This is a genomic window from Chryseobacterium tructae (genome assembly GCF_030409875.1).
GTDB lineage: Bacteria > Bacteroidota > Bacteroidia > Flavobacteriales > Weeksellaceae > Chryseobacterium > Chryseobacterium tructae.
The window spans coordinates 3,815,489-3,835,467 of the sequence record NZ_JAUFQR010000001.1 but is presented as its reverse complement, the minus strand read 5'-3'; the positions used below and the strand labels follow the sequence as shown (position 1 = coordinate 3,835,467).

Annotated in this window: 20 protein-coding genes, 1 tRNA gene and 1 pseudogene; 10 read left to right on the top strand and 12 right to left on the bottom strand. The window is 35.5% G+C overall.

Going from position 1 to position 19,979, the window contains the following annotated elements; all coding sequences use genetic code 11:
- Window position 1: 1 nt before the first annotated feature.
- From QWZ06_RS18965 to QWZ06_RS18955, 3 genes are all read right to left on the bottom strand, one after another.
- Window positions 2–871, bottom strand: coding sequence for an ABC transporter ATP-binding protein (locus QWZ06_RS18965; RefSeq protein ID WP_290300428.1), 870 nt, complete (start codon window positions 869–871; stop codon window positions 2–4).
- A 194-nt stretch (window positions 872–1,065) separates the two neighbouring features.
- A complete protein-coding gene (locus QWZ06_RS18960; RefSeq protein WP_002980904.1) occupies window positions 1,066–1,269 on the bottom strand; it encodes a helix-turn-helix domain-containing protein in 204 nt (67 codons plus the stop codon).
- 2 nt (window positions 1,270–1,271) lie between these two features.
- Window positions 1,272–1,787, bottom strand: a complete 516-nt coding sequence (locus QWZ06_RS18955; RefSeq protein WP_290300426.1) for a DUF2975 domain-containing protein — start codon at window positions 1,785–1,787, stop codon at window positions 1,272–1,274.
- A 144-nt stretch (window positions 1,788–1,931) separates the two neighbouring features.
- Here QWZ06_RS18955 and QWZ06_RS18950 point away from each other — a divergent pair, with 144 nt between their 5' ends.
- Window positions 1,932–2,276, top strand: coding sequence for a TfoX/Sxy family protein (locus QWZ06_RS18950; protein WP_290300424.1), 345 nt, complete (start codon window positions 1,932–1,934; stop codon window positions 2,274–2,276).
- Between the two features lie 137 nt (window positions 2,277–2,413).
- Here the strand turns inward: QWZ06_RS18950 and QWZ06_RS18945 are convergent.
- The 3 genes and pseudogenes from QWZ06_RS18945 to QWZ06_RS18935 all read right to left on the bottom strand — a co-directional run bounded on the left by QWZ06_RS18945 (window position 2,414) and on the right by QWZ06_RS18935 (window position 4,918).
- Window positions 2,414–3,482: pseudogene (locus QWZ06_RS18945) on the bottom strand (nucleotidyltransferase domain-containing protein).
- A gap of 62 nt (window positions 3,483–3,544) precedes the next feature.
- Window positions 3,545–4,159 carry a hypothetical protein gene (locus tag QWZ06_RS18940; RefSeq protein WP_290300421.1) on the bottom strand — a complete coding sequence of 205 codons (615 nt, stop codon included), beginning with the start codon at window positions 4,157–4,159 and terminating at the stop codon, window positions 3,545–3,547.
- Between the two features lie 9 nt (window positions 4,160–4,168).
- On the bottom strand, window positions 4,169–4,918 hold the full coding sequence (locus QWZ06_RS18935; protein ID WP_290300419.1) for a nucleotidyltransferase domain-containing protein: 750 nt from the start codon (window positions 4,916–4,918) through the stop codon (window positions 4,169–4,171).
- 301 nt (window positions 4,919–5,219) lie between these two features.
- Between QWZ06_RS18935 and cobT the strand changes: the two genes are divergently transcribed.
- Genes cobT through cobC form a run of 3 tightly spaced genes read left to right on the top strand, consistent with a single transcriptional unit; the run spans window position 5,220 to window position 7,545 of the window.
- Window positions 5,220–6,227, top strand: coding sequence for a nicotinate-nucleotide--dimethylbenzimidazole phosphoribosyltransferase (cobT, locus tag QWZ06_RS18930; protein WP_290300417.1), 1,008 nt, complete (start codon window positions 5,220–5,222; stop codon window positions 6,225–6,227).
- Window positions 6,224–7,006 carry an adenosylcobinamide-GDP ribazoletransferase gene (locus tag QWZ06_RS18925; protein ID WP_290300416.1) on the top strand — a complete coding sequence of 261 codons (783 nt, stop codon included), beginning with the start codon at window positions 6,224–6,226 and terminating at the stop codon, window positions 7,004–7,006. Before cobT ends, QWZ06_RS18925 begins: the two co-directional genes overlap by 4 nt.
- The gene (gene cobC / locus QWZ06_RS18920; protein WP_290300414.1) at window positions 6,991–7,545 is read left to right on the top strand and encodes an alpha-ribazole phosphatase family protein; all 555 of its coding nucleotides are present in this window, start codon (window positions 6,991–6,993) and stop codon (window positions 7,543–7,545) included. Before QWZ06_RS18925 ends, cobC begins: the two co-directional genes overlap by 16 nt.
- A gap of 107 nt (window positions 7,546–7,652) precedes the next feature.
- Here the strand turns inward: cobC and QWZ06_RS18915 are convergent, their stop codons facing one another.
- The 4 genes from QWZ06_RS18915 to QWZ06_RS18900 form a co-directional block, all read right to left on the bottom strand.
- Window positions 7,653–7,976: a hypothetical protein gene (locus QWZ06_RS18915; RefSeq protein ID WP_290300412.1), complete on the bottom strand. Its 324-nt coding sequence runs from the start codon at window positions 7,974–7,976 to the stop codon at window positions 7,653–7,655.
- Window positions 7,973–9,406, bottom strand: coding sequence for a hypothetical protein (locus QWZ06_RS18910; protein WP_290300410.1), 1,434 nt, complete (start codon window positions 9,404–9,406; stop codon window positions 7,973–7,975). Before QWZ06_RS18910 ends, QWZ06_RS18915 begins: the two co-directional genes overlap by 4 nt.
- Before the next feature lie 196 nt (window positions 9,407–9,602).
- Window positions 9,603–9,710, bottom strand: a tRNA-OTHER gene (locus QWZ06_RS18905).
- Between the two features lie 129 nt (window positions 9,711–9,839).
- Window positions 9,840–11,222, bottom strand: coding sequence for an RtcB family protein (locus tag QWZ06_RS18900; RefSeq protein ID WP_290300408.1), 1,383 nt, complete (start codon window positions 11,220–11,222; stop codon window positions 9,840–9,842).
- Window positions 11,223–11,386: 164 nt separating this feature from the next.
- Here QWZ06_RS18900 and QWZ06_RS18895 point away from each other — a divergent pair, with 164 nt between their 5' ends.
- From QWZ06_RS18895 to QWZ06_RS18885, 3 genes are all read left to right on the top strand, one after another.
- Window positions 11,387–11,722 (top strand): HopJ type III effector protein, encoded by a 336-nt coding sequence (locus QWZ06_RS18895; protein WP_290300407.1) that lies wholly within the window; start codon window positions 11,387–11,389, stop codon window positions 11,720–11,722.
- Between the two features lie 23 nt (window positions 11,723–11,745).
- Window positions 11,746–12,765, top strand: coding sequence for a helix-turn-helix transcriptional regulator (locus QWZ06_RS18890; RefSeq protein ID WP_290300406.1), 1,020 nt, complete (start codon window positions 11,746–11,748; stop codon window positions 12,763–12,765).
- Between the two features lie 125 nt (window positions 12,766–12,890).
- Window positions 12,891–13,028: a hypothetical protein gene (locus tag QWZ06_RS18885; RefSeq protein WP_290300404.1), complete on the top strand. Its 138-nt coding sequence runs from the start codon at window positions 12,891–12,893 to the stop codon at window positions 13,026–13,028.
- Window positions 13,029–13,353: 325 nt separating this feature from the next.
- Here QWZ06_RS18885 and QWZ06_RS18880 read toward each other — a convergent pair whose 3' ends face one another.
- Both QWZ06_RS18880 and QWZ06_RS18875 read right to left on the bottom strand, forming a co-directional pair.
- The gene (locus QWZ06_RS18880) at window positions 13,354–14,538 is read right to left on the bottom strand and encodes a DUF1501 domain-containing protein (protein WP_290300403.1); all 1,185 of its coding nucleotides are present in this window, start codon (window positions 14,536–14,538) and stop codon (window positions 13,354–13,356) included.
- Window positions 14,539–14,563: 25 nt separating this feature from the next.
- Window positions 14,564–15,943 carry a DUF1800 domain-containing protein gene (locus QWZ06_RS18875; protein ID WP_290300401.1) on the bottom strand — a complete coding sequence of 460 codons (1,380 nt, stop codon included), beginning with the start codon at window positions 15,941–15,943 and terminating at the stop codon, window positions 14,564–14,566.
- Window positions 15,944–16,593: 650 nt separating this feature from the next.
- Here QWZ06_RS18875 and QWZ06_RS18870 point away from each other — a divergent pair.
- From QWZ06_RS18870 to QWZ06_RS18860, 3 genes are all read left to right on the top strand, one after another.
- Window positions 16,594–17,934, top strand: coding sequence for a DUF2268 domain-containing putative Zn-dependent protease (locus tag QWZ06_RS18870; RefSeq protein ID WP_290300400.1), 1,341 nt, complete (start codon window positions 16,594–16,596; stop codon window positions 17,932–17,934).
- 274 nt (window positions 17,935–18,208) lie between these two features.
- Window positions 18,209–18,772, top strand: coding sequence for a hypothetical protein (locus QWZ06_RS18865; RefSeq protein ID WP_290300397.1), 564 nt, complete (start codon window positions 18,209–18,211; stop codon window positions 18,770–18,772).
- Between the two features lie 116 nt (window positions 18,773–18,888).
- The gene (locus tag QWZ06_RS18860) at window positions 18,889–19,938 is read left to right on the top strand and encodes a glucokinase (protein ID WP_290300396.1); all 1,050 of its coding nucleotides are present in this window, start codon (window positions 18,889–18,891) and stop codon (window positions 19,936–19,938) included.
- Window positions 19,939–19,979: the final 41 nt, after the last annotated feature.

The following is a 19,979-nucleotide window of genomic DNA, read 5'->3' as shown; positions in this document are numbered from 1 at the left end:
ATTAAGGTTTTTGAGTTAAAGTATAAAAGTAAAAATGCTCTAGTAAAGGAGTTACAGGAGTAAAATCTAAAGATGGTTCTTCAGCAAAAACAGTAAGATGAAGTTTTCTTTCTATCAATTGTCTGCTGATGACTTCATGCTTTGAATATTGGCTTTCCGTTTCATTTTTTTCGAAAGATTTTGACCAGATTTTATTTTCTAGTTCGGTCATGAGTTTTTGAGGTACGCCTTTTCTGAGAATCTCTCCATGGTTCATAATAGCTATTTCCGAGCAAAGGTTTCTCACATCTTCCACGAGGTGGGTAGAGAGAATGACGATGACTTCCTGGCTAATTTCGTTGAGCAGAATGTTGAAGCGGTTTCTTTCTTCCGGATCCAATCCTGCTGTGGGCTCATCTACAATAATAATTTTAGGATTTCCCAAGAGTGCCTGAGCGACTCCAAAACGCTGTTTCATCCCACCGGAAAACGTATGAACTTCTTTGTTCTGAAAATCTAAAAGATTTACTTTTTCTAACAGATTTAAGATCTGATTTTTACGATGTGTTTTATCTGAAATTCCTTTCAGTACAGCAATGTGTTCTAAAAGATCATAGGCTGAAACTTTAGGATATACGCCAAAATCCTGAGGCAGAAATCCCAGATTTTGTTTGATATATTCCGGATTTTTAACAATGTCAATATCATTAAAAATAATACTTCCCGAAGTTGGGCTTTGCAATCCTACAATTGTTTTCATTAGGGATGATTTTCCGGCTCCATTGGGGCCTAAAAGTCCGAACATTCCATTGTTGATCTCTAAGGAAATGTTATTAATGGCTTGAAAACCATTGTAAGTAAGATTAAGGTTGTTGATTAATAAAGTATTCATAGTGTTGTGTTTGGGGAATAGAAGAATAGGTAATCCTGTTGAGGACTACTGTTAGGTTGAGTATTAAGACCGGATACGTCTAGATAATAGACGAAGAGATGAGGGATGGAAAGGCTGAATAAAGAAACCCAGATCGAATGATCAAAGTCTCACAACCTTTACATCTCGAATTATGAACCTTAATTGATAAAGTTTTATTCTTTAAACTCGAGAATATCTCCCGGTTGGCATTCTAAGATTTTGCAGATGGCTTCCAGAGTATCAAAACGAACGCCTTTGGCTTTTCCAGTTTTAAGAATGGAAAGGTTGACGGGAGTAATTCCCAGTTTTTCTGCCAATTCTTTACTCTGCATTTTTCTTTTGGCTAACATGACATCTAAGTTGACTATAATTGGCATTTTTAAATAAATAGGTCTTGTTCGTTTTGCAAATGTAGTCCTTGCTTAAAGATATTTGCAAGAAACAGACAGAAAATTCCAAGCATAAAGTGAATAAACACCAGTCCCCATATGATACTTTCTACTTCCACAAAGAAACTCGCGATAATAACCAGTGGAAGTGGGATGAAAATATTATACAGATAAAATCTCTTAAGTTGCAGGATATGTTCCTTTGTAAAAAGCTTTGGCTGGAAAAATACCTTGAAAACTTTTGCTGAAAACCAGAAAAAAATTCCATAGGAAATTAAAACCAGCAGGAATGAAAAAATAATATAGGGATAATGATCTTCTATATTCAGAAATGGCTGTTCTGTAAACGGATAATTGATATGAAGATACTGGCCATTGCCGTAAGGGATCACAGAAAAACCGGTTGTAAGGCAGAGCACAGCATACAGCATGGTTATTAAATATCCGGCTGATAAAAGTGTACAGATATAAAATAAAATACGGGAAATGATTTTGGTCTGATTCATATCACGATCATTAATTAGTATTGCAAATGTATAATTAATTATCGTAAAACAATAATTAATTTAAATAAAATTTTATTTTTAAATATAATCGCAAAGGAAACTGAATTGTATTAATCCTTATCTTTAAGATAAAATATAATCATCATGGCTTACAATATTGAAGTAGCAGACAGAGTTCGTGAATGGCTTTCTAATGTGGATGATATTAAAATCGAGGAAAAGAAAATGTTTGGCGGATTGGCATTTCTTGTGAATGATAAAATGTGTATTAATATCAGTCATGACAATCTGATGTGCCGCTACAATCCCGAAAAGGAAGAAGAAGTAGCAGAAAAAACAGGTTTTCTTCCCATGATTATGAGAGGAAAGCAGTTAAAGGAATATTGCTATGTAGAACCTATAGGCTTTCAGAAACCGGAAGATTTTGAATATTGGATGAAGATCTGCCTGGAGTATAACCCAATTGCCAAGGCTTCCAAGAAGAAGTAGGTTTGGGTGCTAGGGTGCTAGGGTGCTAGGGTGCTAGAGTGCTAGAGTTTTAGAGTATTAGAGTATTAGAGTATTAGAGTATTAGAGTGGGAGGTTACTGTTGTAGTTTCCCACTATTATTACTCATTATTTATTACTTATTGTTTATGATCCCTGTATAGTTTTTCTCTTATTTCGATCAGGATTTTGGTTGTTTTCTCCAAATCCGGAGAACTGAGAAGATCAGAGATAGAATAATGATACTCTATGGAGCTAATCAGATCTTCAGCTTTTTGCATCATTGCTTCGTATGACCTGTTTCCGGCTTTGATATCCAGCAATTCATCCCGGTTTTCTACACGGATCTGAAGGGTTTGGGTGGTGAAGATCTGTTCGCATGACTGCAATAGACGGATGGTGTGCATCATATTTTTGCTGTCATAGTTCTGCCCATGCGTTTTGTTAACGTTATACCGATCTTCATTGCGTTCATCTACCCATTCCAATACTCTCTGTAATCTTTACAGTAAGTGGAGTAGGCATCCAGGTTGCAGAATAGGTAAGCATCAGGCTTTTCATTCTTTGGAACAGAGGATACCGAAACCTGATTGGCTTCTTCATGCTGGATAATTCCTTTATAACCCAATATTTGGGAATCATCGTAGAATAAAGCAAACAGTCCTTTGGTATGATCAATAGCCGTTAATCCACATTTCTCCTGAACTTTTTCATTTTCCAATAGCCATTTTTTCAGAGGAACAGAACCTTGTCCATCCAGAATAAAACAGAAGTCAAGAACCGATTTCCTCTCCTTGTCGATAGGGTTCAGGATCTTTTTGTTGAGGCCTTTTGCTTTTTTAATCTGGGAAATGGCATATCCTGCAAAGGTATCTTTGCATAGCTTAGAAAGAAAATCTTCCAGTTTCAGCAAATCCATCAACGGATGTTTGCACAGAATACAATCTTCAGGACTTGCCAAAACCTCCAGAATATTAGGGTTATTCTTTTGCAAAGTTCCACAAACCTTCCAATTTCATAATAAGTAATATCATTCGTCTCATTGGAGATCTGTGGAATGTAGTTCAGCCCAAAGAAATCTTCCTTTGGCAGGTAATACACTCCACGGATATCCGTATCTGAAGTTTCCGTTGCCAGCCCAAAAGCCCGGCTTCCGGAGATGGCTTCGAAGAGGAGGAGGTTTTTATTTTTTAGGTCTTGGATGGTCATACGATGTCTGATGAATATGTTTTCTGGTTCATAAACTGAGATTTTTAATAGATTTATTGTTTCTACTCTTTTAAGGTCTCTCTGAGAACTTCTTGCAAAGTCCTAAATTGTGTAAGAACTTTATACTGTATTCCTCTTGTTGTTTGATAAGATGATATACAATTTGCCACATTGCCTTTTTCTTCATGATTGAGAACCAGATGATCATAATGTCCAAGATCCATAGTGATAATCAATTCTTGCCCGGACTTTCTGAACTCTTCATAACATGCATTGATGAACTCAAAATCGGGATTTGTTCTGTCAAAACATTTCTCTTTCATACGATACTCATAAATGGCTTCATTGAGCTGTTCTGATAATTCAGTTAAATCTACATCGTCTCCATAAATATCTTTGTATCGGCAAACAACTAATTCAATGAAAGCTTCCGTATAAAAAATGATAAAGCTATCATCATCCACATGCCAAAAAATGCTATAATAATTGTGTTTTGGAAGATTATACCTTTTGAAAGTTTCAATGACCGATAAAGGAACTTCAAGTCCCATTTCTTCTTTTAAGAATTGGCTTCTTTCAACAAATTCATGTACTTCTTCCTCTTGAAAAATTGTTTTTTTAATTTCTTTTTGAGGAATCTGAGTGTCCTTCTTTTTGAAAAAATTAAATATTTTCATTTTATTTTTTTACAATTTCAATATCTCCCTAAAAACCCTCTCCATCTCCTTCTTATCTGCATTTCCACCTCTTAAACCCTTTGACTTTTCTTCATTATAAGCTATTGTTTTCTCTAAAAACTCAAACAACTCCCAGTCATTTGGATGGTAATAAGCTTCTCCTTTCGTTGCTTTTAGGGCTACGAGGTTTTCTATTTTTGTTCTGGTTTCAGCATCCACTAAAACAAGAAGTTCACTGAACAATACTGGTGGCACAGTTCCTTTTTCTACGATCCATTTTCCAGTTAAGGCAGTTCGCAGACAATAAAAATAGCTTTTTAATTTCACTTCATCGGTCCTGCAGGCTTCCATGTATTTTTTGCTCATGCTTAAATAATGATACGAAACGGCTACCGGGGAAAAACACGCATCTGCCAATGGTCTGAAAAGTTCTATAAATTTTGTGTTTTCTGCATAAACGATAGGAGAATAGAACCAACTTAATAAAGCGGCATTCGATTTCAGCAAAAGATGAAAAGTCTTGCGAAGATCCCATCCGGAACCATCCAAATCATCTTCTGTCATAAACTCTATTGTTTCATCTTTGTCCCAAGGTGAAAGATACCAGTCTTTTTCATGGCGGTATATAAAACGTATGTCATAATCGCTGTCTGGAGAGGCAAAACCCCACGCTCTGCTACCGGATTCAACAGCTAGAAGGACTTCTACACCTCTTGTTGCCTCCACTTCTTTTATTTTTTCTATTATTTTTGGTGTCATTGTGTTCAATTTTATAATGCAAAGTAATGATGAGTGTGCGCAATGTTCTTACGTAGTGTTTTTGAGTGGTAGAATTTGAGAATTTGAGAGTTTGAGAGTTTTAGAGTAGGAGTGTTCGGGAGTGCTAAGTTTAAGGTTGGCGGGCATTAATAGGCTCAATATCTAAAATCCGGGATGTATGTCTCTCATCTCTTCGTCTATTATCTATTTTCTCTCTAATCCATCCTTAATCCATGACCCAAAATACCCCTTATTTCACTAATATTGCACTTTCTCTATTTAACATAACTATTTTACAACCATGTTGACAACTGACTTACAGCATAAAATTGATTTTAAGACAAAACCTTTAGGTGCATTAGGACACCTTGAACACCTTGCCCATAAAATTGGGATGGTTCAACATACCACTTCTCCACAGCTACTGAATCCTCATCTGGTAGTTTTTGCAGCCGATCACGGGATTGTGACAGCAGGAGTGAGTGCTTATCCGCAAGAAGTAACGTATCAAATGGTAATGAACTTTTTAGGAGGTGGAGCCGCCATTAATGTATTCTGTAAACAACACGGTATTGAAATCAAGATTGTAGATGCTGGTGTTAATTTTGATTTTCCGGAAGGGCTGGATTTAATAGACCTGAAAGTCAGAAAATCCAGCCGTAATATTCTGGAAGAGCAGGCTATGACCTCTGAAGAATATGGACAAGCTCTGCAAAATGGAGGTTTTATAGTGACAGAAATTGCAGAAACAGGCTGTAATATTATTGGATTTGGTGAAATGGGAATTGGAAATACATCCGCTTCTTCACTAATGATGAGCCAGCTGTTTGATCTTCCCATTGTAAGCTGTATTGGACGTGGAACTGGATTGAACGATGAGCAACTGCAGAATAAGATCAATATTTTGTCAACTGCTATAGAGAAGTATCCTGGTGTCAAAACACCGGATGAAATTGCCCGGACTTTTGGAGGATTGGAAATTGTTCAGATGATCGGAGCGATGGAAGAAGCCTTCCGTCAGAATATGTTGATTATGGTGGACGGATTTATCGCGACAGTTGCTATAGCCACAGCATGGAAAAAGAACCCTGATATTTTGAAAAATTGTATATTCTGTCATGTAAGTGATGAGAATGCCCATCTTAAGCTTTTGGAATTATTGGGACAAAAAGCCTTACTAAACCTGAATTTACGTTTGGGAGAAGGAACCGGTTGTGCATTGGCCTATCCGCTGATTCAAAGTGCAGTAAATTTCCTGAATGAAATGTCCAGTTTGAAGATGCTCACGTTTCAAATAAAGAATAAATGAAGATTTTAAAGAATGAACTGGTCTATTTTGCAACAGCACTGATGTTCTTCACCAGAATTCCGGTTCCGTTTAGTGTTCCATATTCCAGTGAGATCATGAATAAATCTCAAAAGTATTTTGCATGGATCGGATTATTGGTAGGACTCATTAATGCTGGAATTTTATACCTTTCTTTCCAGCTTTTTAATCTGGAAATAGGAATCATTTTGATGATGATCGGAAGTGTTCTCCTGACCGGAGCTTTTCATGAAGATGGTTTTACAGATATGTGTGACAGTTTTGGAGGCGGATATGGAAAGGAAAAGATTCTTACCATTATGAAAGACAGTAGAGTAGGAGCCTATGGAACCATCGGTATTATTTTATTGTTTGCCTTAAAATTCTTCAGTATTCAGGCGTTGGGAACCACTGATCTGATGAAAACTTTGGGAGTTGTAATGATAGCGCATACTTCAAGCCGTTTTATTTCCGGAACGATGATCTATACGCATCAATATGTGACGGATATTGATGTCAGTAAGTCAAAGCCTTTAGCCAATAAACCTTTGGATGGAATGGCTTTATTAGTAGGATTCATAAGTGTTTTGCTTTCGTTTGCCTTACTTCCTGATTGGCGTTTGATATTGGCTTTTGTATTGGCTTATTTAGGAAAGGTCTGTATGGGTTGGTATTTTAAAAAACATATCGGCGGTTATACTGGAGATTGTCTGGGAGCTGTTCAACAGGTTACAGAAGTGTTATTTTACTTAGGAACAATGATCGTATGGAAATTCATCTGATTCGTCATACTGCCGTAGATAATCCGGAAAATCTTTGCTATGGGTTTGCCGAAATACCTTTACGGAAAGAGTATCAGAAAGATTTTGAAAACCTGAATCTGGATGAAGATTTTGAGCTTGTCATTTCAAGTCCGGCACAGCGATGCTGTCTTTTAGCAGAACATTTTAAGTTTAATTATTCAACTGATGAAAGACTTCGGGAAATGAATTTCGGAGACTGGGAACTGAAGAAATGGACGGAGATATCAGAAGTGGAAATCGATCCGTGGTATAAAGATTTCATTAATGTAAAAGCTTCAGGTGGTGAAAGTCTTATTGAAATGCAGACTCGGGTATTTCACTTCTGGAATGAACTGATTATTAAAAAAGACATTCAAAAAGTTCTGATTATTGCTCATGCAGGTGTAATTCGCCTTATTCTTCAAAATGTACTACAATTTCCATTAGAAAACATGTTCAATATTCAGATTGATTATGGAAAGAAAGTGATTATTGAAGCTAAAGAGGATTATTTTTCCATCAAAAAAGTAAATGTATAATTGACCCTTAATTTAAAAATAAATCTACGTTATCTGCAAAATTTGCGAGAGATAAAATCATCTGCTAAAATCAAAAGCGCCATTCAAAATTTTTGAACAGCGCATTTTTATTTAAAGACTTTTATAAAGCTATCTTTTTCCAGGCTTTCCAGAGAAAAATCAAAATCAGCTTCCGCTTTTTCTGTAGTAATTTCTCCTCCAAGCTCTTTGATAAGCTCATTGAAGGACATTGCTTCATACCATTGCTGATACAATGCACTGGTGGCCATCATAGATACTTCCGTATTTCCAGAAACATGAGAATGACCTGCTCCGAAATTCAACAGTACGAAACATTGTTTTTCGTTTTTTGGCAGCAGCATTCCCAGAATCATTTGCTTCTGCACAGAATTACATCTGGCTTCTGCAAAGAGTTGGTTAGGATTCATCATATAGCCGTAGGAAATGTTATCTCCTTTTCCAATAACGATTTTATATCCACAGTTGGCGTCTCCGCTGAAACATTGTTCATCACAAGTGTTGGAGTACTCAGGCCTTTATTGGCGTAAAGATATTCAACAGCACCATTAGGAGCAGAAGTCATATCTCCTGAATACATCAATTGTCCGTCAGCATAATTATAAGCTGCATTCCAACCTATTTTTCCAGCGATATTTAATCCTGAAAGATCCAGGTCACGAGCACCCCATTGATCTTCCCAATAGACACCAACAGCTAATCTATCACCATAAAAACGGGTTCCGGTAGGAATATTTCCAACAAACATTTTTTCAGAAGTTGGAAGAGCAAACTCTATATTCTTAGGGAAATAGAATTTCTTTCCGGAAATATGTTCATACTTCAGTTTCAGAAAGTCTAAAATAAACTCATAGTTGAATTGATTCACATCAGTTTCTTTACCTTTTTTAACCCACGATTTCCCGTTTCTGATTCTGTAGACAAAAGTATCCTGACCATACATTCTTGAGTAACACGCTGATAATGCTTTAAATAATGCAAACGGTGTCGCATTTTCCAGCCAATGCCAATCACTGTTTTCCAGTAATGTATTTGTAGCATTGTTCAATGGGTTGGATACTAATGGCTTATGATTGACCTTAGATAACTTTGAGATCTTATTAATCGCTTTCGGAGCCTTGTTTTTATAAGCAAGGAATAACGGTTTAAATCTGTTGAAAATTTCTGCCAGTCTTTCCACCCCAAAGCTTTCAAACAGATACGTTGGGTTGAATTTACTTTGCTTAATTAAACCAATTAATTCATCATTTTTGATTAATAATGTCGTTTGGGTTGTCTTATAGATCACATAACGGAAAAATTCAACAGGATTTTCAGGGTAAGCATCATATCGATCAGCTATTTTTATAATGGCTTCCTTATTTCTGATATTTTCTTTTCCTGTAAAATCATATTCCAGTTCCGTATGCAGAATATACAGCAGATCATCAATCGTTTCTTCTTTCAAAGCGATTCCGGATTGTAGAAGAGAAAGGCATTTTTCATGCATTTCTTCTACGGTATAAGCTTTTATGACCTTAAAGATCAACTTGGTATCAGGAACATTCAATATTTCTTGAGGAATATAGATCTCGCTCTGGAAATCACTTCCATAGGTTGAAATATAGTGTTGGATCTGTTCAAAAAACAAGTCAATTCTGGAAGTATTCTTTATTTTTTCCCAGGATTTATGGAACGTTTTATTCAAATCATTTCCATTCAGTTTTTCTTTTGAATAATAGGAGATGATGTCTTTTTTTGCCCAAACTGCATCAGGTTCAATAATAAAACCGTCATTAGAAATAAATGGCTCTGCATTTGATTCTTTGGCCAATACAGCATTGAATAATTGTAATGTTTTCATTGTTCTAATTTTAAAAAAATAAGTGAGGAGTAAGTTCATTAAAAGTGAAGTGTTATAGGAACTCCTTTTACCTATAGTTTTATAAAGCGGGGAGTAATGACCAAATATATAGGAACTCCCTTTGCCTTATGATTTGTAAAAAAGGCGGAAAGTAAATAGGGAAATATAGGAACTTTCTTTGCCTGAAATTATATTGAGGAGCAGACAGGACTCGAACCTGTGACCCACAATTGGAATTCATAGGAACTTTATTTGCCTGCAGCGAAAAGTAATTTTGTTGCTCTACCATCTGAGCTACTGCCCCTGCCGTTATGAAAAAAGTTTTCATGTACCTTACAGGTTTTATCCTGTAAGGCTTGGTTATTAGTTTTTTAACAACCTTATAGGTTTCTAAAACCTATAAGGTTTATATTGAGTCATATTAAATAAGGAATTATGCTTTTCTATATTTCTTCTTTTTCTTCCACGGTGCATTCTTTTGGACGTCACCCGCCATAATACATCCGTAAGGCATCACTTCATCCAGTACTTCACAAAGCCCGTATTCCTCAATCTGTGCTCTTACATTCGCTGCACTTTTATAGGCAGTTGGCAGTTCGGAAATATCAATTTCATTGGAATAGAAACGGATATCTAGTCCCGCAGTTTCCTCATTAAAGATCTCCTCAGTTGTTTTATGAGCCAATGATCTTTTATGCTGAGTTCTGCTGAAATTTCTTCCTGCTCCATGAGGCGCAAAACCAAGATTTCTTTCATTTGTTTTTCCCTGAACAATTAATACCGGTTCAGCCATATTCAACGGAATCAGTCTTGGCCCTGTGATATCAGGCATGAATTTATCATCCAGTGGAGTCGCTCCTTTAGCATGATAGAACAGATCACCATCTTTGAAAACAAAATTATGTTCATTCCAATATCTGTTTTCTTTCTCCATTCCCAGTTTGTTCAGCACTGCATCATGAATAGATGTATGGTTTTCTTTTGTCCATGTTCTGATAAGCTGAAGTGCTTCCCAATAGGATTTACCTTCCTCGGTATCGTAAGGAATCCATGCATTTTCTTTCAATGTTTCAGGAGAAATATCCTGTCTGAAACGGTTGGCAACCTTCATTCCTTTATCATACAATGCAGCACCCGGAGCTCTGGATCCGTGATGAGTGACCATCATGGTATTTCCTGTATTTTTAGATACTCCTACGAATAGGAAATGGTTTCCGTCTCCTTGTGTTCCCATATGAGAACGGGCGATACTGATCAGTTTTTCGTCATTTAAGAATTCATTTTCTCTAAAAGCATCCATCAATCCCTGAGACATAGGCATCTGTTCACCTCTTGGCCTCCCTCCATATCCGAAGTGTGTTACGGAATGAGCGGCATCCAGAATATCTTTAGGATTGGCTTTCCCAAAATCTGTCAGCATCACAGAACAACAGATATCTGCGCTATGAAATCCTGGGTGAATGGCATTTTTGGCAACCACCACACCTCCTACCGGAATCTGACCTTCAGGGCCAGTAGGACAAGCATCAGGCATTAAAGCTCCATCAATCAGTGTTGGTGTTTTCATCAGAACCTTCATGGTCTTGATTACTTTTTCTACATTATCGCTTTCACTTTCATGCTCAGCTCTGATGTTGATGATAAACTCAGGAGCGGTTTCATGAAGAGGAATAGGATCAGGTTGTTTAAACTGCTCCAGGTATTCTTTGATCTGAATTTCATCCAAATGATTTTCGTTGATATAAGCGATGGCATCTTTAAACCATTTAGCTGGTCTATATCCTAATTCGATTAAGTGATTTCCATTAAATTCCATTTGTTTTGTCATTTTGATAGTGCAAAGTAATATACTTATTGCGCAATAGATTTGCGTAGATAAAAAATTTTTGATTATTTTTACAAAAATTTTAAAAAGAGTGAATTCACTGATTTGAAAATTAAGATATTCGCTCTCTTTAATAAAAATTTAAACTTACAACTATGATATTATTAGAACAATTAAAACATTTTCCCGAAACGATTCAATTCCCTGATGTGATAGCCTATATTGATGCAAATTACAATTTTACTCCTACCGCATTCAAAAATGGGAATACAAGAAATGAAGAAGGGCAGAATAACGGTTCATGCAAAATATTCGGTTTTGCTTCTTACCATGGGCTAACCAAAGAAGAAACCCTTCCGCTTTTTGGGGAATTTTACAGAGAAGAAGTTCTTAAAAATCCTGACGGGACAGATCATCAGAATATCAGAAACTTCATGGAATTCGGATGGGACGGATTGATCTTTGAGGGAAATCCATTGACCGAAAAATAGATTTTTAGCCAAAAATAATAATCATGTCATCTAATAAAAATGCTCTCATCCGCTATAAAACATTAGATAAATGCCTCAAAAATAAATACAGGAAGTATACTTTGGAAGATCTTATTGATGAATGTTCCGAAGCATTATTTGAATTTGAAGGCAAAGAATCTTATGTAAGCAAAAGAACCATTCAGCTGGATCTTCAGAATATGCGGAGTGAAAAGTTTGGTTATGAAGCACCTATTGAGGTGTATGAGAGAAAATATTACCGTTACAGTGATCCGGATTACAGCATTCATAATATTTCAGTGAACGAAAGTGACCTGAAAGCAATGAACAACGCAGTTCAGATCCTGAAACAGTTCAAAGATTTTTCTATGTTTAAAGAGATGAATGGTGTTATTCAGAAACTGGAAGACTCCATTCATTCTACCAACCAGAAATCAATTATTCATCTGGATAAAAATGAACAACTGAAAGGATTAGAACATATTGATATCCTATATGAAAGTATTCTCAATAAAAAGGTACTGAAAATTTTGTACAAAAGCTTTACGGCAAGGGAATCAAGTGTATATACAGTTCATCCGCAACTGCTGAAGGAATTTAATAACCGGTGGTTTCTGATCTGTTTACACAAGCAAAAGATGTACAATCTGGCTTTGGACAGAATGGAAAGTATTGAAGCAGACGAAAGTCTTCCATACATTGATAAGGAACTGGATGGTGACGAATACTTCAAGGATATTGTGGGGGTTACTGTTGCGGAATCTATGGTTCCCAGAAATGTTGTATTCTTTGTAGATTCAGCCAATGCTCCTTATATTAAAACAAAACCCTTGCATAAAAGTCAGGAAGTGATCGATGAAACGAATGAGGGAACCCTTTTTAAAATCTGTGTTCAAATCAATTTTGAATTGGAAAGGTTGCTGTTAGGTTTTGGAGATTCTCTTATTGTCCATAAACCAAGAAGACTACGAGTAAGGATGGAAGAAAAATTCAAGGCTGGAAATAAAAATTATCAGGAGCTGATTATTCCTGATGAAAAGTAGTTTATTCAGAATTAATAGTAAAAACAGCGATATAAATACAGTGTTTTAGAGGTAAATATTGATTATTTTTTTCCGAGCTTTTATCTTGGCTTGGAAATTGTAGTGTTTAGGTACAAAATCACACTATGAAATCAAGAATATTTAAAGCACTTATTGCCATTATAGCACCTATTGCGATAGAGTATATCGTTAAAAAAATATCTGAAAAACTTGACAAAAAGGTAGATCAGAAAGAGAATGAACCTAAGCAGATTACTGCATAAACGCAAAAGTAGTTTACATTTAAAATTATCGAAAAGAGACTGTCATTATATTGGACGGTCTCTTTTTTTGTGATGCTAAGCAGAGTTTTGCACGAATGAGTATAGCGTCGTTAATAACCACCCCGTCAAAATTCTTTGAATTTTTGACACCCCTCCGGAATAGGGGAATGTACAGTCCTTCAACTGGAATATTGATCATAGTACTCAAGAAAATCTTAGATTTTCAAAAACTGAAGTGTACTTGTCAGACATAAAGCTTGTCGCTTAAAAAACTGAAGTGTTATAAAACTTTTGTGCCTTTTATGGTTAAAGAAATCCGGTTGAGTTATATAAAATCATAAACCCCGTTTTTCCAGCCCAAAACCTTGGAAGAATCAGCTTGCAGCCAGTTTTTCAAAATAGTAGCATATACTTTTCTGAAATCTTCGGTGTAGATCAGGTCACCTTCATTTAGATTCTGTAAATTGGGAAGGCTGTTCAGTAATCCTTTCTTTTTAAGATTTCCACCAATGAAGAACATTTGGTTGGCTGTTCCATGATCCGTTCCGTTGCTTGCATTTTGAGCTACGCGTCGCCCAAATTCAGAAAAGGTCATCAAAAGAATATTGTTGAATAAACCATTGCTTTTCATATCAGCCACAAACGATTTTACAGCTTCATTAATATCACTAAATAGCTTTTTTTGTCTGTCATTTTGGTTCACATGGGTATCAAAACTCCCGATAGAAAGATAGTAAACTTGAGTGTTAATATCCGATTTGATTAATGAGGCTACTGTTTTAAAATCCTTTCCCAATTGAGAATTAGGATAAGTTTGTTCTGTTTTTTTCGCTTTGCTTTTATCAAAGATATAGCCCGCATTATTGATGGTAGAACCTAAAGTCTGATAGAGATATGAAACTGTTTCATCATCATGATGGTGATCATAAAGAGATTGAAAGTATTTCTCTTGGCTGGTTTGGTAGAGTCTTTTAGGATCTTTAAAAGCAAATGCTTTATTGTTTTCTCCTTTTAAGGCAAGACTAAGCATGTCATCTACTTCGAGAGCCTGAGTGGGGTGCTCACATCGGTAGCATTCTTCATCCAGAAAGCGTCCCAGCCATCCGGTATCCAAAAACTCATCACTTCTGCTCGCTGATTGCCAGATATCCATGCTTCTGAAATGGGATTTATCGGGATTTGGATATCCGACGTTGTTCATGACGGAAAGCTCGCCATTATCAAAGAGCTCTTTAAAGTAGGATAGGGAAGGATTAATTCCGGCTTCATCCGTCAGAGACAAAGAATCTAGGATGGCAAGTGTTTTCCTTTCTCTGAAATAAATATCATTTTTTGCGGGAATAATCGTATTTAGGCCGTCATTACCACCTGTAAACTGTAAAACAACCAAAATATTCTGATTAGGAGTCAAAGCTTCATCCAGTGTCATTGCCTTTAGAAAGTTAGGCATTAACAGAGAAGCAGTTGCCAGCGAACTTATTTTGAGGAATTCTCTTCTTTTGATTAACATAATGTGTTGGATTTAGGTGAAGGTCTTACATTAATTGATATTCTGGGGTTGACATCAGATTGATAATGGTCATTTTTGTACTTTTATCAGAAAAGCTATTGACTGTATTCATATCCAGACTTTGTGGATTTTGAATCAAATAATCTTCACAGTTTTTATGGGCAAAAATTTGATCCACACGATCCCAGTCTATGGAGATATTAGGGTTTTTAAAACTTTTATTCAAAGCTGTTTCCCGTGATTTCATTCCCATATCAATATCGTCGTCTTGTCGTGGACTGTATTCCAGTGGCCGGAGACCAGACCATATTTGGGGAACTTGAAGTCTCAACATCAGCGTAGAGCTGTCTATCCAGGATCTTCCATTAGGCCAGCCAGCCACATTTGGCGGATAGAGAAGCATTTGACCTAACAGTTTTTGGTATACGATGAGGTTTTCAGGATTCTGAATATGCATTGGCAATATCCGCATCATCCCGGCCATTAGTTCGATAGGAGATTTTATCCTGTTTCCTATATTTTTCTGATCATAAAACCATGAACTTGAAAAGAGGTCTGTCATGAGTTTCTTAATATCATACCCAGAGTTATAAAAACTGGCACTGAGCTTATTGACAATGTCTTTGTCAATATTTTCATTGACAAAAAATTTATAAATTTTCGTTGTAATAAATTGGGCTGTTGCCTTCTGTTCCAGAATAATGTTTAAAGCATCATTTCCATCAAAATTACCTGTTTTTCCAAGAAAAGTTTTCGTGTTTTCGTCATGCTGATTCTTTCTTTCCTTAAAACCTCCGTCTTTATCATAGCTCCATCCTGTAAAGGCTCTGGCTCCTTCTCTTACATCATTTTCCGTGTAATTTCCTCTTCCCATAGTAAAAAGTTCCATGACTTCACGGGCAAAATTTTCATTCGGATGATCTTTTTTATTTTGCTGGTTATTTAAGAAGTTGAGCATAGCCGGAGACTGACTTACTTCAAAAAGCAGATCCTTGAAATTTCCCAATGCATTTTTCCGGATAGTATTTAACAGCTGCCTATTGAACTTTGGATTGACCACTCTTGAAGCAAAATGCCCATGCCAGAAAAAAGCCATCTTTTCTCTCATCTGTTCTTTACTGTTCACCATTTTATCCAGAAAATTGAGATTCAATTCTTCGTTCTGTATTCTATTGACTCGCTGCATTTCCTTTTTCTGGTCAGCAGGTGCACTACTGTTCATATAGTCAGCAGCAGGAGCTATATCCGGTGTCTCGTAGTTAATCTCTGTAAAGCTTTCTTCTTTAAATAATTCATTAATCAGCGTTTTTGTGTTTTTATTTTTCAAATCAGCAATTTGATTAATTCCAACTCCAAAGCCTGCGCGCCAAAGAAGATGCTTGTTTTTTAATAATGAATCAGCCATGGTGAAAGCATTTATTTTTTTGATGTGTTTGAATAAAAAAGGTTAAAATGATAACGGGTTAAGGTTTGTTAATATTATAACACGTAATGAGTAATAAGTGTACATAATAGGATTATTGGGAAACACCAAGGTGTTAGGATTTTATCTTCAATACAATTGATTATGGTGAGAATCTCTCTCAGATATTGCTGATTACGCAGATATTTGAAATTGTTTTTTAATCGCCACGGATGCACGAATTATTTTATTTACAAATAAATTCTATGTTACGATGTGGTTAAAGTTAAAGTATTTTTAAAACCACATAGTCGCATAGAATAAGGTTATTCGTGTATCCGTGGCAAAAAATAAAACTGTTCATTTGCTGAAAATCTTTGATTTTCTTGCGCCATAAAATATACGTAATCCTAATAAAATCTTAGAGTCTTAGCGTTTACAATATTTAAATTTCCTTTATATCAATAAGCTGAATTATTCTATTTTTTATCTTCTTTCATATTTTAAATTCAGTTTTTTATAAAAATTGTTAAACAACCATTTGAATTTTGTCAAAAATGCAGAGTTGATATTCTTATTTTATAATAAATTATTTTTTTGCTGTGTTTTTTGTAATAAGATGATCTCTTCAATTGTCTTATGATAAAAAGAATATGAATAAACTGATTGTATTATTTTTGATTTTTTTTGCTCTTCCCTCCTTGTTATTCGGGCAGAAAAATACATTCAAATTGAATGATCAAATCATTGCATTCGACGGTAAAGAAGATCTTAATTATACTCTTCCTTTTGAAAAAGGGAAAACTTACATCATAAAAGTGTACCAGGAAAATATTGATATTGAAATAAATCTGTACAATTCCGACAATCAAAAGATTGCCTCAACAGACGTTGCTGATGGAAATAAAGGATATGATAAATTGGAATATACTCCGGAAAAAAATGAAGAATATAGAATTAATATTAAGTCAGTTTCTCCAAAATTGGTTTCCAATGGAATTGTAAAAATAAATATAAGAACACTAGGCAAATCGGATATTGAATGGCGAACCAAGAAGTCTGAAGAAGTAAAAACAGAAAATTTAAAAGATATAACAACAATTGATATTCAGCATTTTTGGGAAGCTTATGATAAATTGAAATACAGCAAGTCTAATCAAGACAGTGTTGACATCATTCAGAAATATTATTTGGATCGTGGTACTAATGGATTAAAGGAATTTCAGAAAGTAAGATACTTCTCCGCTGAGTTTTTTGTCGAAAGAATCAAAAAATATAAGAAATACTATGAGAGCATCAGAGGTAATACGGTAAGCCTTTCAAAATCAGAAAAATTTAACTCTATTATTTCTGATTTTACCAGATTATATGCCAAGAGTAAACCGGCCAAAATAGCTTTTACTATCGGACCAGTATCTACAGGGGGAACCATATCAGGTCACTATCTGTTAATTGGGGTTGAAATGTTTGCCGGAGATAAGAACAGTGATATTTCTGAAATAACAAATGAAAATTTAAAAGCCGATATTGTTTCCCGTTCCAATCAGAATGATGTAATTGATTATGTAAAAGAAACCGTTGTCCACGAATATATTCATACGCAGCAGGTGCCTATACGTAAAGATGCCTGCAAATGTAGCTTATTAGAGAGTGTAATAAAAGAGGGCGTTGCGAGCTATATTTCGGAAAAACTGATGATGAACCGAACAGAGGAAGTTAAAAGCAGAGCTGCTCTTTATGCCAATACCAACGAAAAGCAATTATGGATGGAAATGAAGAATGAACTATGTACAACCAATCTGCAAAATTGGTTATTTAATGCTGCCAGTAGTAAAGACAGACCAGGAGATTTGGGATATAGAATAGGGTATAAGATCGCTGAAGCCTATTATAAAAATGCTTTTGACAAAGAAAAAGCGATAGAAGAAATGATAGAAATGGATAATCCTCTACTATTTTTAGATAAAAGTAAATATGATCTAAAATTCCGATAAAATTTTGCTTGAGGCATATCATTAAATTGGAGAGCAGAAGTGTAAATTAAAGAATTTACATTTCCATGACTCTTTCTAAATTTTTTTATCTCTTAATTCACTTTTTAAGATACTTTTTTTATAATTTTTGTTAAACAAACATTTAAATTTTGTTAAAAATAAGATATTGATATTCATTGTTTTATGGCTTGTTTGAGTGTTAAAATTAAAGCTATAGCCTTCCTTGGCACGATTTTTACATCCTCTTGTTTAGTAAAATTTAAAAATTAGAGTTATGAAAATGTTTAAACAAGCAATTTTGCTAGCTGGGATTTTAACAGCAGGTATAGCAAGCGCACAAAGTTCAAAAATGAATAACATGATCAAAGTGGGCGCAAATGTTGGTTTAGCAGTTCCCGCAGATAACCTTTCTGCTGCAGTAGGAGTGGATGTGGCTTATCAAAACCTGATCACTCCTGGATTTGGACTAGGTATCGCAACAGGATATACTCACTATTTTGGTAAAGATAACAACGGTTATAAAAATAATGATGTAGGGGTAGTTCCTGTAGCTGCTTTAGTAAGAATTTATCCTAAACAAACAGGTTTCTATTTCGGAGCTGACTTAGGGTACGGATTTTTAGTTGGGGACAAAACTGTAGCTTCTAACACGAATGTTGAAAGAGCAAACGGTGGTTTCTACCTTAAGCCTGAGATCGGATACCACAACAGAGACTGGAACTTCTTCGTACAATACCAGAAGGTTTTTGTAGGAACTAAAGGAGATTTAGCTGGTCAGGACTATAATGTGGGGAATATCGGAGTAGGGTTCGGTTATAATATTCCATTAGGAAAGTAGTTAGATTTAATATATAAACAATTATTAACCAAAACCTTTTCACGAAAGTGGAAAGGTTTTTTGGTTCTGTGCAGGATTTACGAAAACAATTATTATATTTGGTAAAATTTGAGGTTATGATTCTGAATCCAAAATTTCCACTTTATTTACCAGGAGTAGAGAACAGTAATAATGATAATGTTTCTATCATTGGGGCAAGCCTCCGTGAAGATATGACAATCTTAGGCTATTTTGTTTCCGGTAACGGAGGTCTTGAGATTAAATTACAAAATACATATGCTACTAAAGAGTATGCTTCCTTTAACGATATCTTAAAGAAGTTTATTCAGGATAATCAACTGGAAAATGTAAAACGTCTGGGAATGGCAGTGCCAGGCCCTGTAATTGACGGAAAGAGTAGTCCTGCAAGATTGGGCTGGAACTTAGATGTTGAAGAATATAAAAGAGATTTCGGGTTTGAAAAAGTAGAAATGCTAAATGACCTAGAGGCTTCAGCTTATGGAATGGCTCTTCTTGAAGATGATGATCTTGAAGCTATTTATACCAGTGGTCATCTTGAAAAAGGAAATGTAGCAATCCTTGCTCCAGGAAATGGACTAGGAGAAGCCGGATATTTCTTTGACGGGAAAAACTTAAGACCTTTCGCAACAGAAGGCGGGCATTCTGAATTTTCACCAAGAACAAATGTAGAAGTTGAGTTCTATCAGTTCCTTAATAATATCTATGGGATTGTAAGCTGGGAAAATGTACTATCCAAATCAGGATTATTTAATATTTACCGTTTCTTAAGAGATGTAAAAAGACACCCGGAGCCTGAATGGCTAGGAGAACGTCTTACTAATGGTAATTTTGTTGAAGAACTTTACAAGGCTGCAGTAGAAGATAATGTATTGATCTGCAGAATTGCTTTGGATACTTTCCTTGAGTTCCTGGCAAGAGAAGCCAATAACTTGACATTAAAGGTAAAAGCGATAGGAGGATTACTAATTGCAGGAGATATTCCGCAGATGGTAAGAGAATATATAGATAAAGATAAATTCTACGAAAAATTCAAGATCAGTGATAAAATGGAGGGAATGCTTAAGAATATTCCAATCTATCTGGTCAAGCAAAATCACACAGCATTAAAGGGTATGGCACTTTATACGGCCTACTATCAAGAATAAAAGAGAGCTCCGAAGAAATTCGGAGTTTTTTTATGGGCTGA

Bases quoted from the DNA above. Each gene is read 5' to 3' on its own strand.
- QWZ06_RS18965 (WP_290300428.1), bottom strand. From the start codon at position 871: ATGAATACTTTATTAATCAACAACCTTAATCTTACTTACAATGGTTTT.
- QWZ06_RS18960 (WP_002980904.1), bottom strand. From the start codon at position 1,269: ATGCCAATTATAGTCAACTTAGATGTCATGTTAGCCAAAAGAAAAATG.
- QWZ06_RS18955 (WP_290300426.1), bottom strand. From the start codon at position 1,787: ATGAATCAGACCAAAATCATTTCCCGTATTTTATTTTATATCTGTACA.
- QWZ06_RS18950 (WP_290300424.1), top strand. From the start codon at position 1,932: ATGGCTTACAATATTGAAGTAGCAGACAGAGTTCGTGAATGGCTTTCT.
- QWZ06_RS18940 (WP_290300421.1), bottom strand. From the start codon at position 4,159: ATGAAAATATTTAATTTTTTCAAAAAGAAGGACACTCAGATTCCTCAA.
- QWZ06_RS18935 (WP_290300419.1), bottom strand. From the start codon at position 4,918: ATGACACCAAAAATAATAGAAAAAATAAAAGAAGTGGAGGCAACAAGA.
- cobT (WP_290300417.1), top strand. From the start codon at position 5,220: ATGTTGACAACTGACTTACAGCATAAAATTGATTTTAAGACAAAACCT.
- QWZ06_RS18925 (WP_290300416.1), top strand. From the start codon at position 6,224: ATGAAGATTTTAAAGAATGAACTGGTCTATTTTGCAACAGCACTGATG.
- cobC (WP_290300414.1), top strand. From the start codon at position 6,991: ATGGAAATTCATCTGATTCGTCATACTGCCGTAGATAATCCGGAAAAT.
- QWZ06_RS18915 (WP_290300412.1), bottom strand. From the start codon at position 7,976: ATGATGAATCCTAACCAACTCTTTGCAGAAGCCAGATGTAATTCTGTG.
- QWZ06_RS18910 (WP_290300410.1), bottom strand. From the start codon at position 9,406: ATGAAAACATTACAATTATTCAATGCTGTATTGGCCAAAGAATCAAAT.
- QWZ06_RS18900 (WP_290300408.1), bottom strand. From the start codon at position 11,222: ATGGAATTTAATGGAAATCACTTAATCGAATTAGGATATAGACCAGCT.
- QWZ06_RS18895 (WP_290300407.1), top strand. From the start codon at position 11,387: ATGATATTATTAGAACAATTAAAACATTTTCCCGAAACGATTCAATTC.
- QWZ06_RS18890 (WP_290300406.1), top strand. From the start codon at position 11,746: ATGTCATCTAATAAAAATGCTCTCATCCGCTATAAAACATTAGATAAA.
- QWZ06_RS18885 (WP_290300404.1), top strand. From the start codon at position 12,891: ATGAAATCAAGAATATTTAAAGCACTTATTGCCATTATAGCACCTATT.
- QWZ06_RS18880 (WP_290300403.1), bottom strand. From the start codon at position 14,538: ATGTTAATCAAAAGAAGAGAATTCCTCAAAATAAGTTCGCTGGCAACT.
- QWZ06_RS18875 (WP_290300401.1), bottom strand. From the start codon at position 15,943: ATGGCTGATTCATTATTAAAAAACAAGCATCTTCTTTGGCGCGCAGGC.
- QWZ06_RS18870 (WP_290300400.1), top strand. From the start codon at position 16,594: ATGAATAAACTGATTGTATTATTTTTGATTTTTTTTGCTCTTCCCTCC.
- QWZ06_RS18865 (WP_290300397.1), top strand. From the start codon at position 18,209: ATGAAAATGTTTAAACAAGCAATTTTGCTAGCTGGGATTTTAACAGCA.
- QWZ06_RS18860 (WP_290300396.1), top strand. From the start codon at position 18,889: ATGATTCTGAATCCAAAATTTCCACTTTATTTACCAGGAGTAGAGAAC.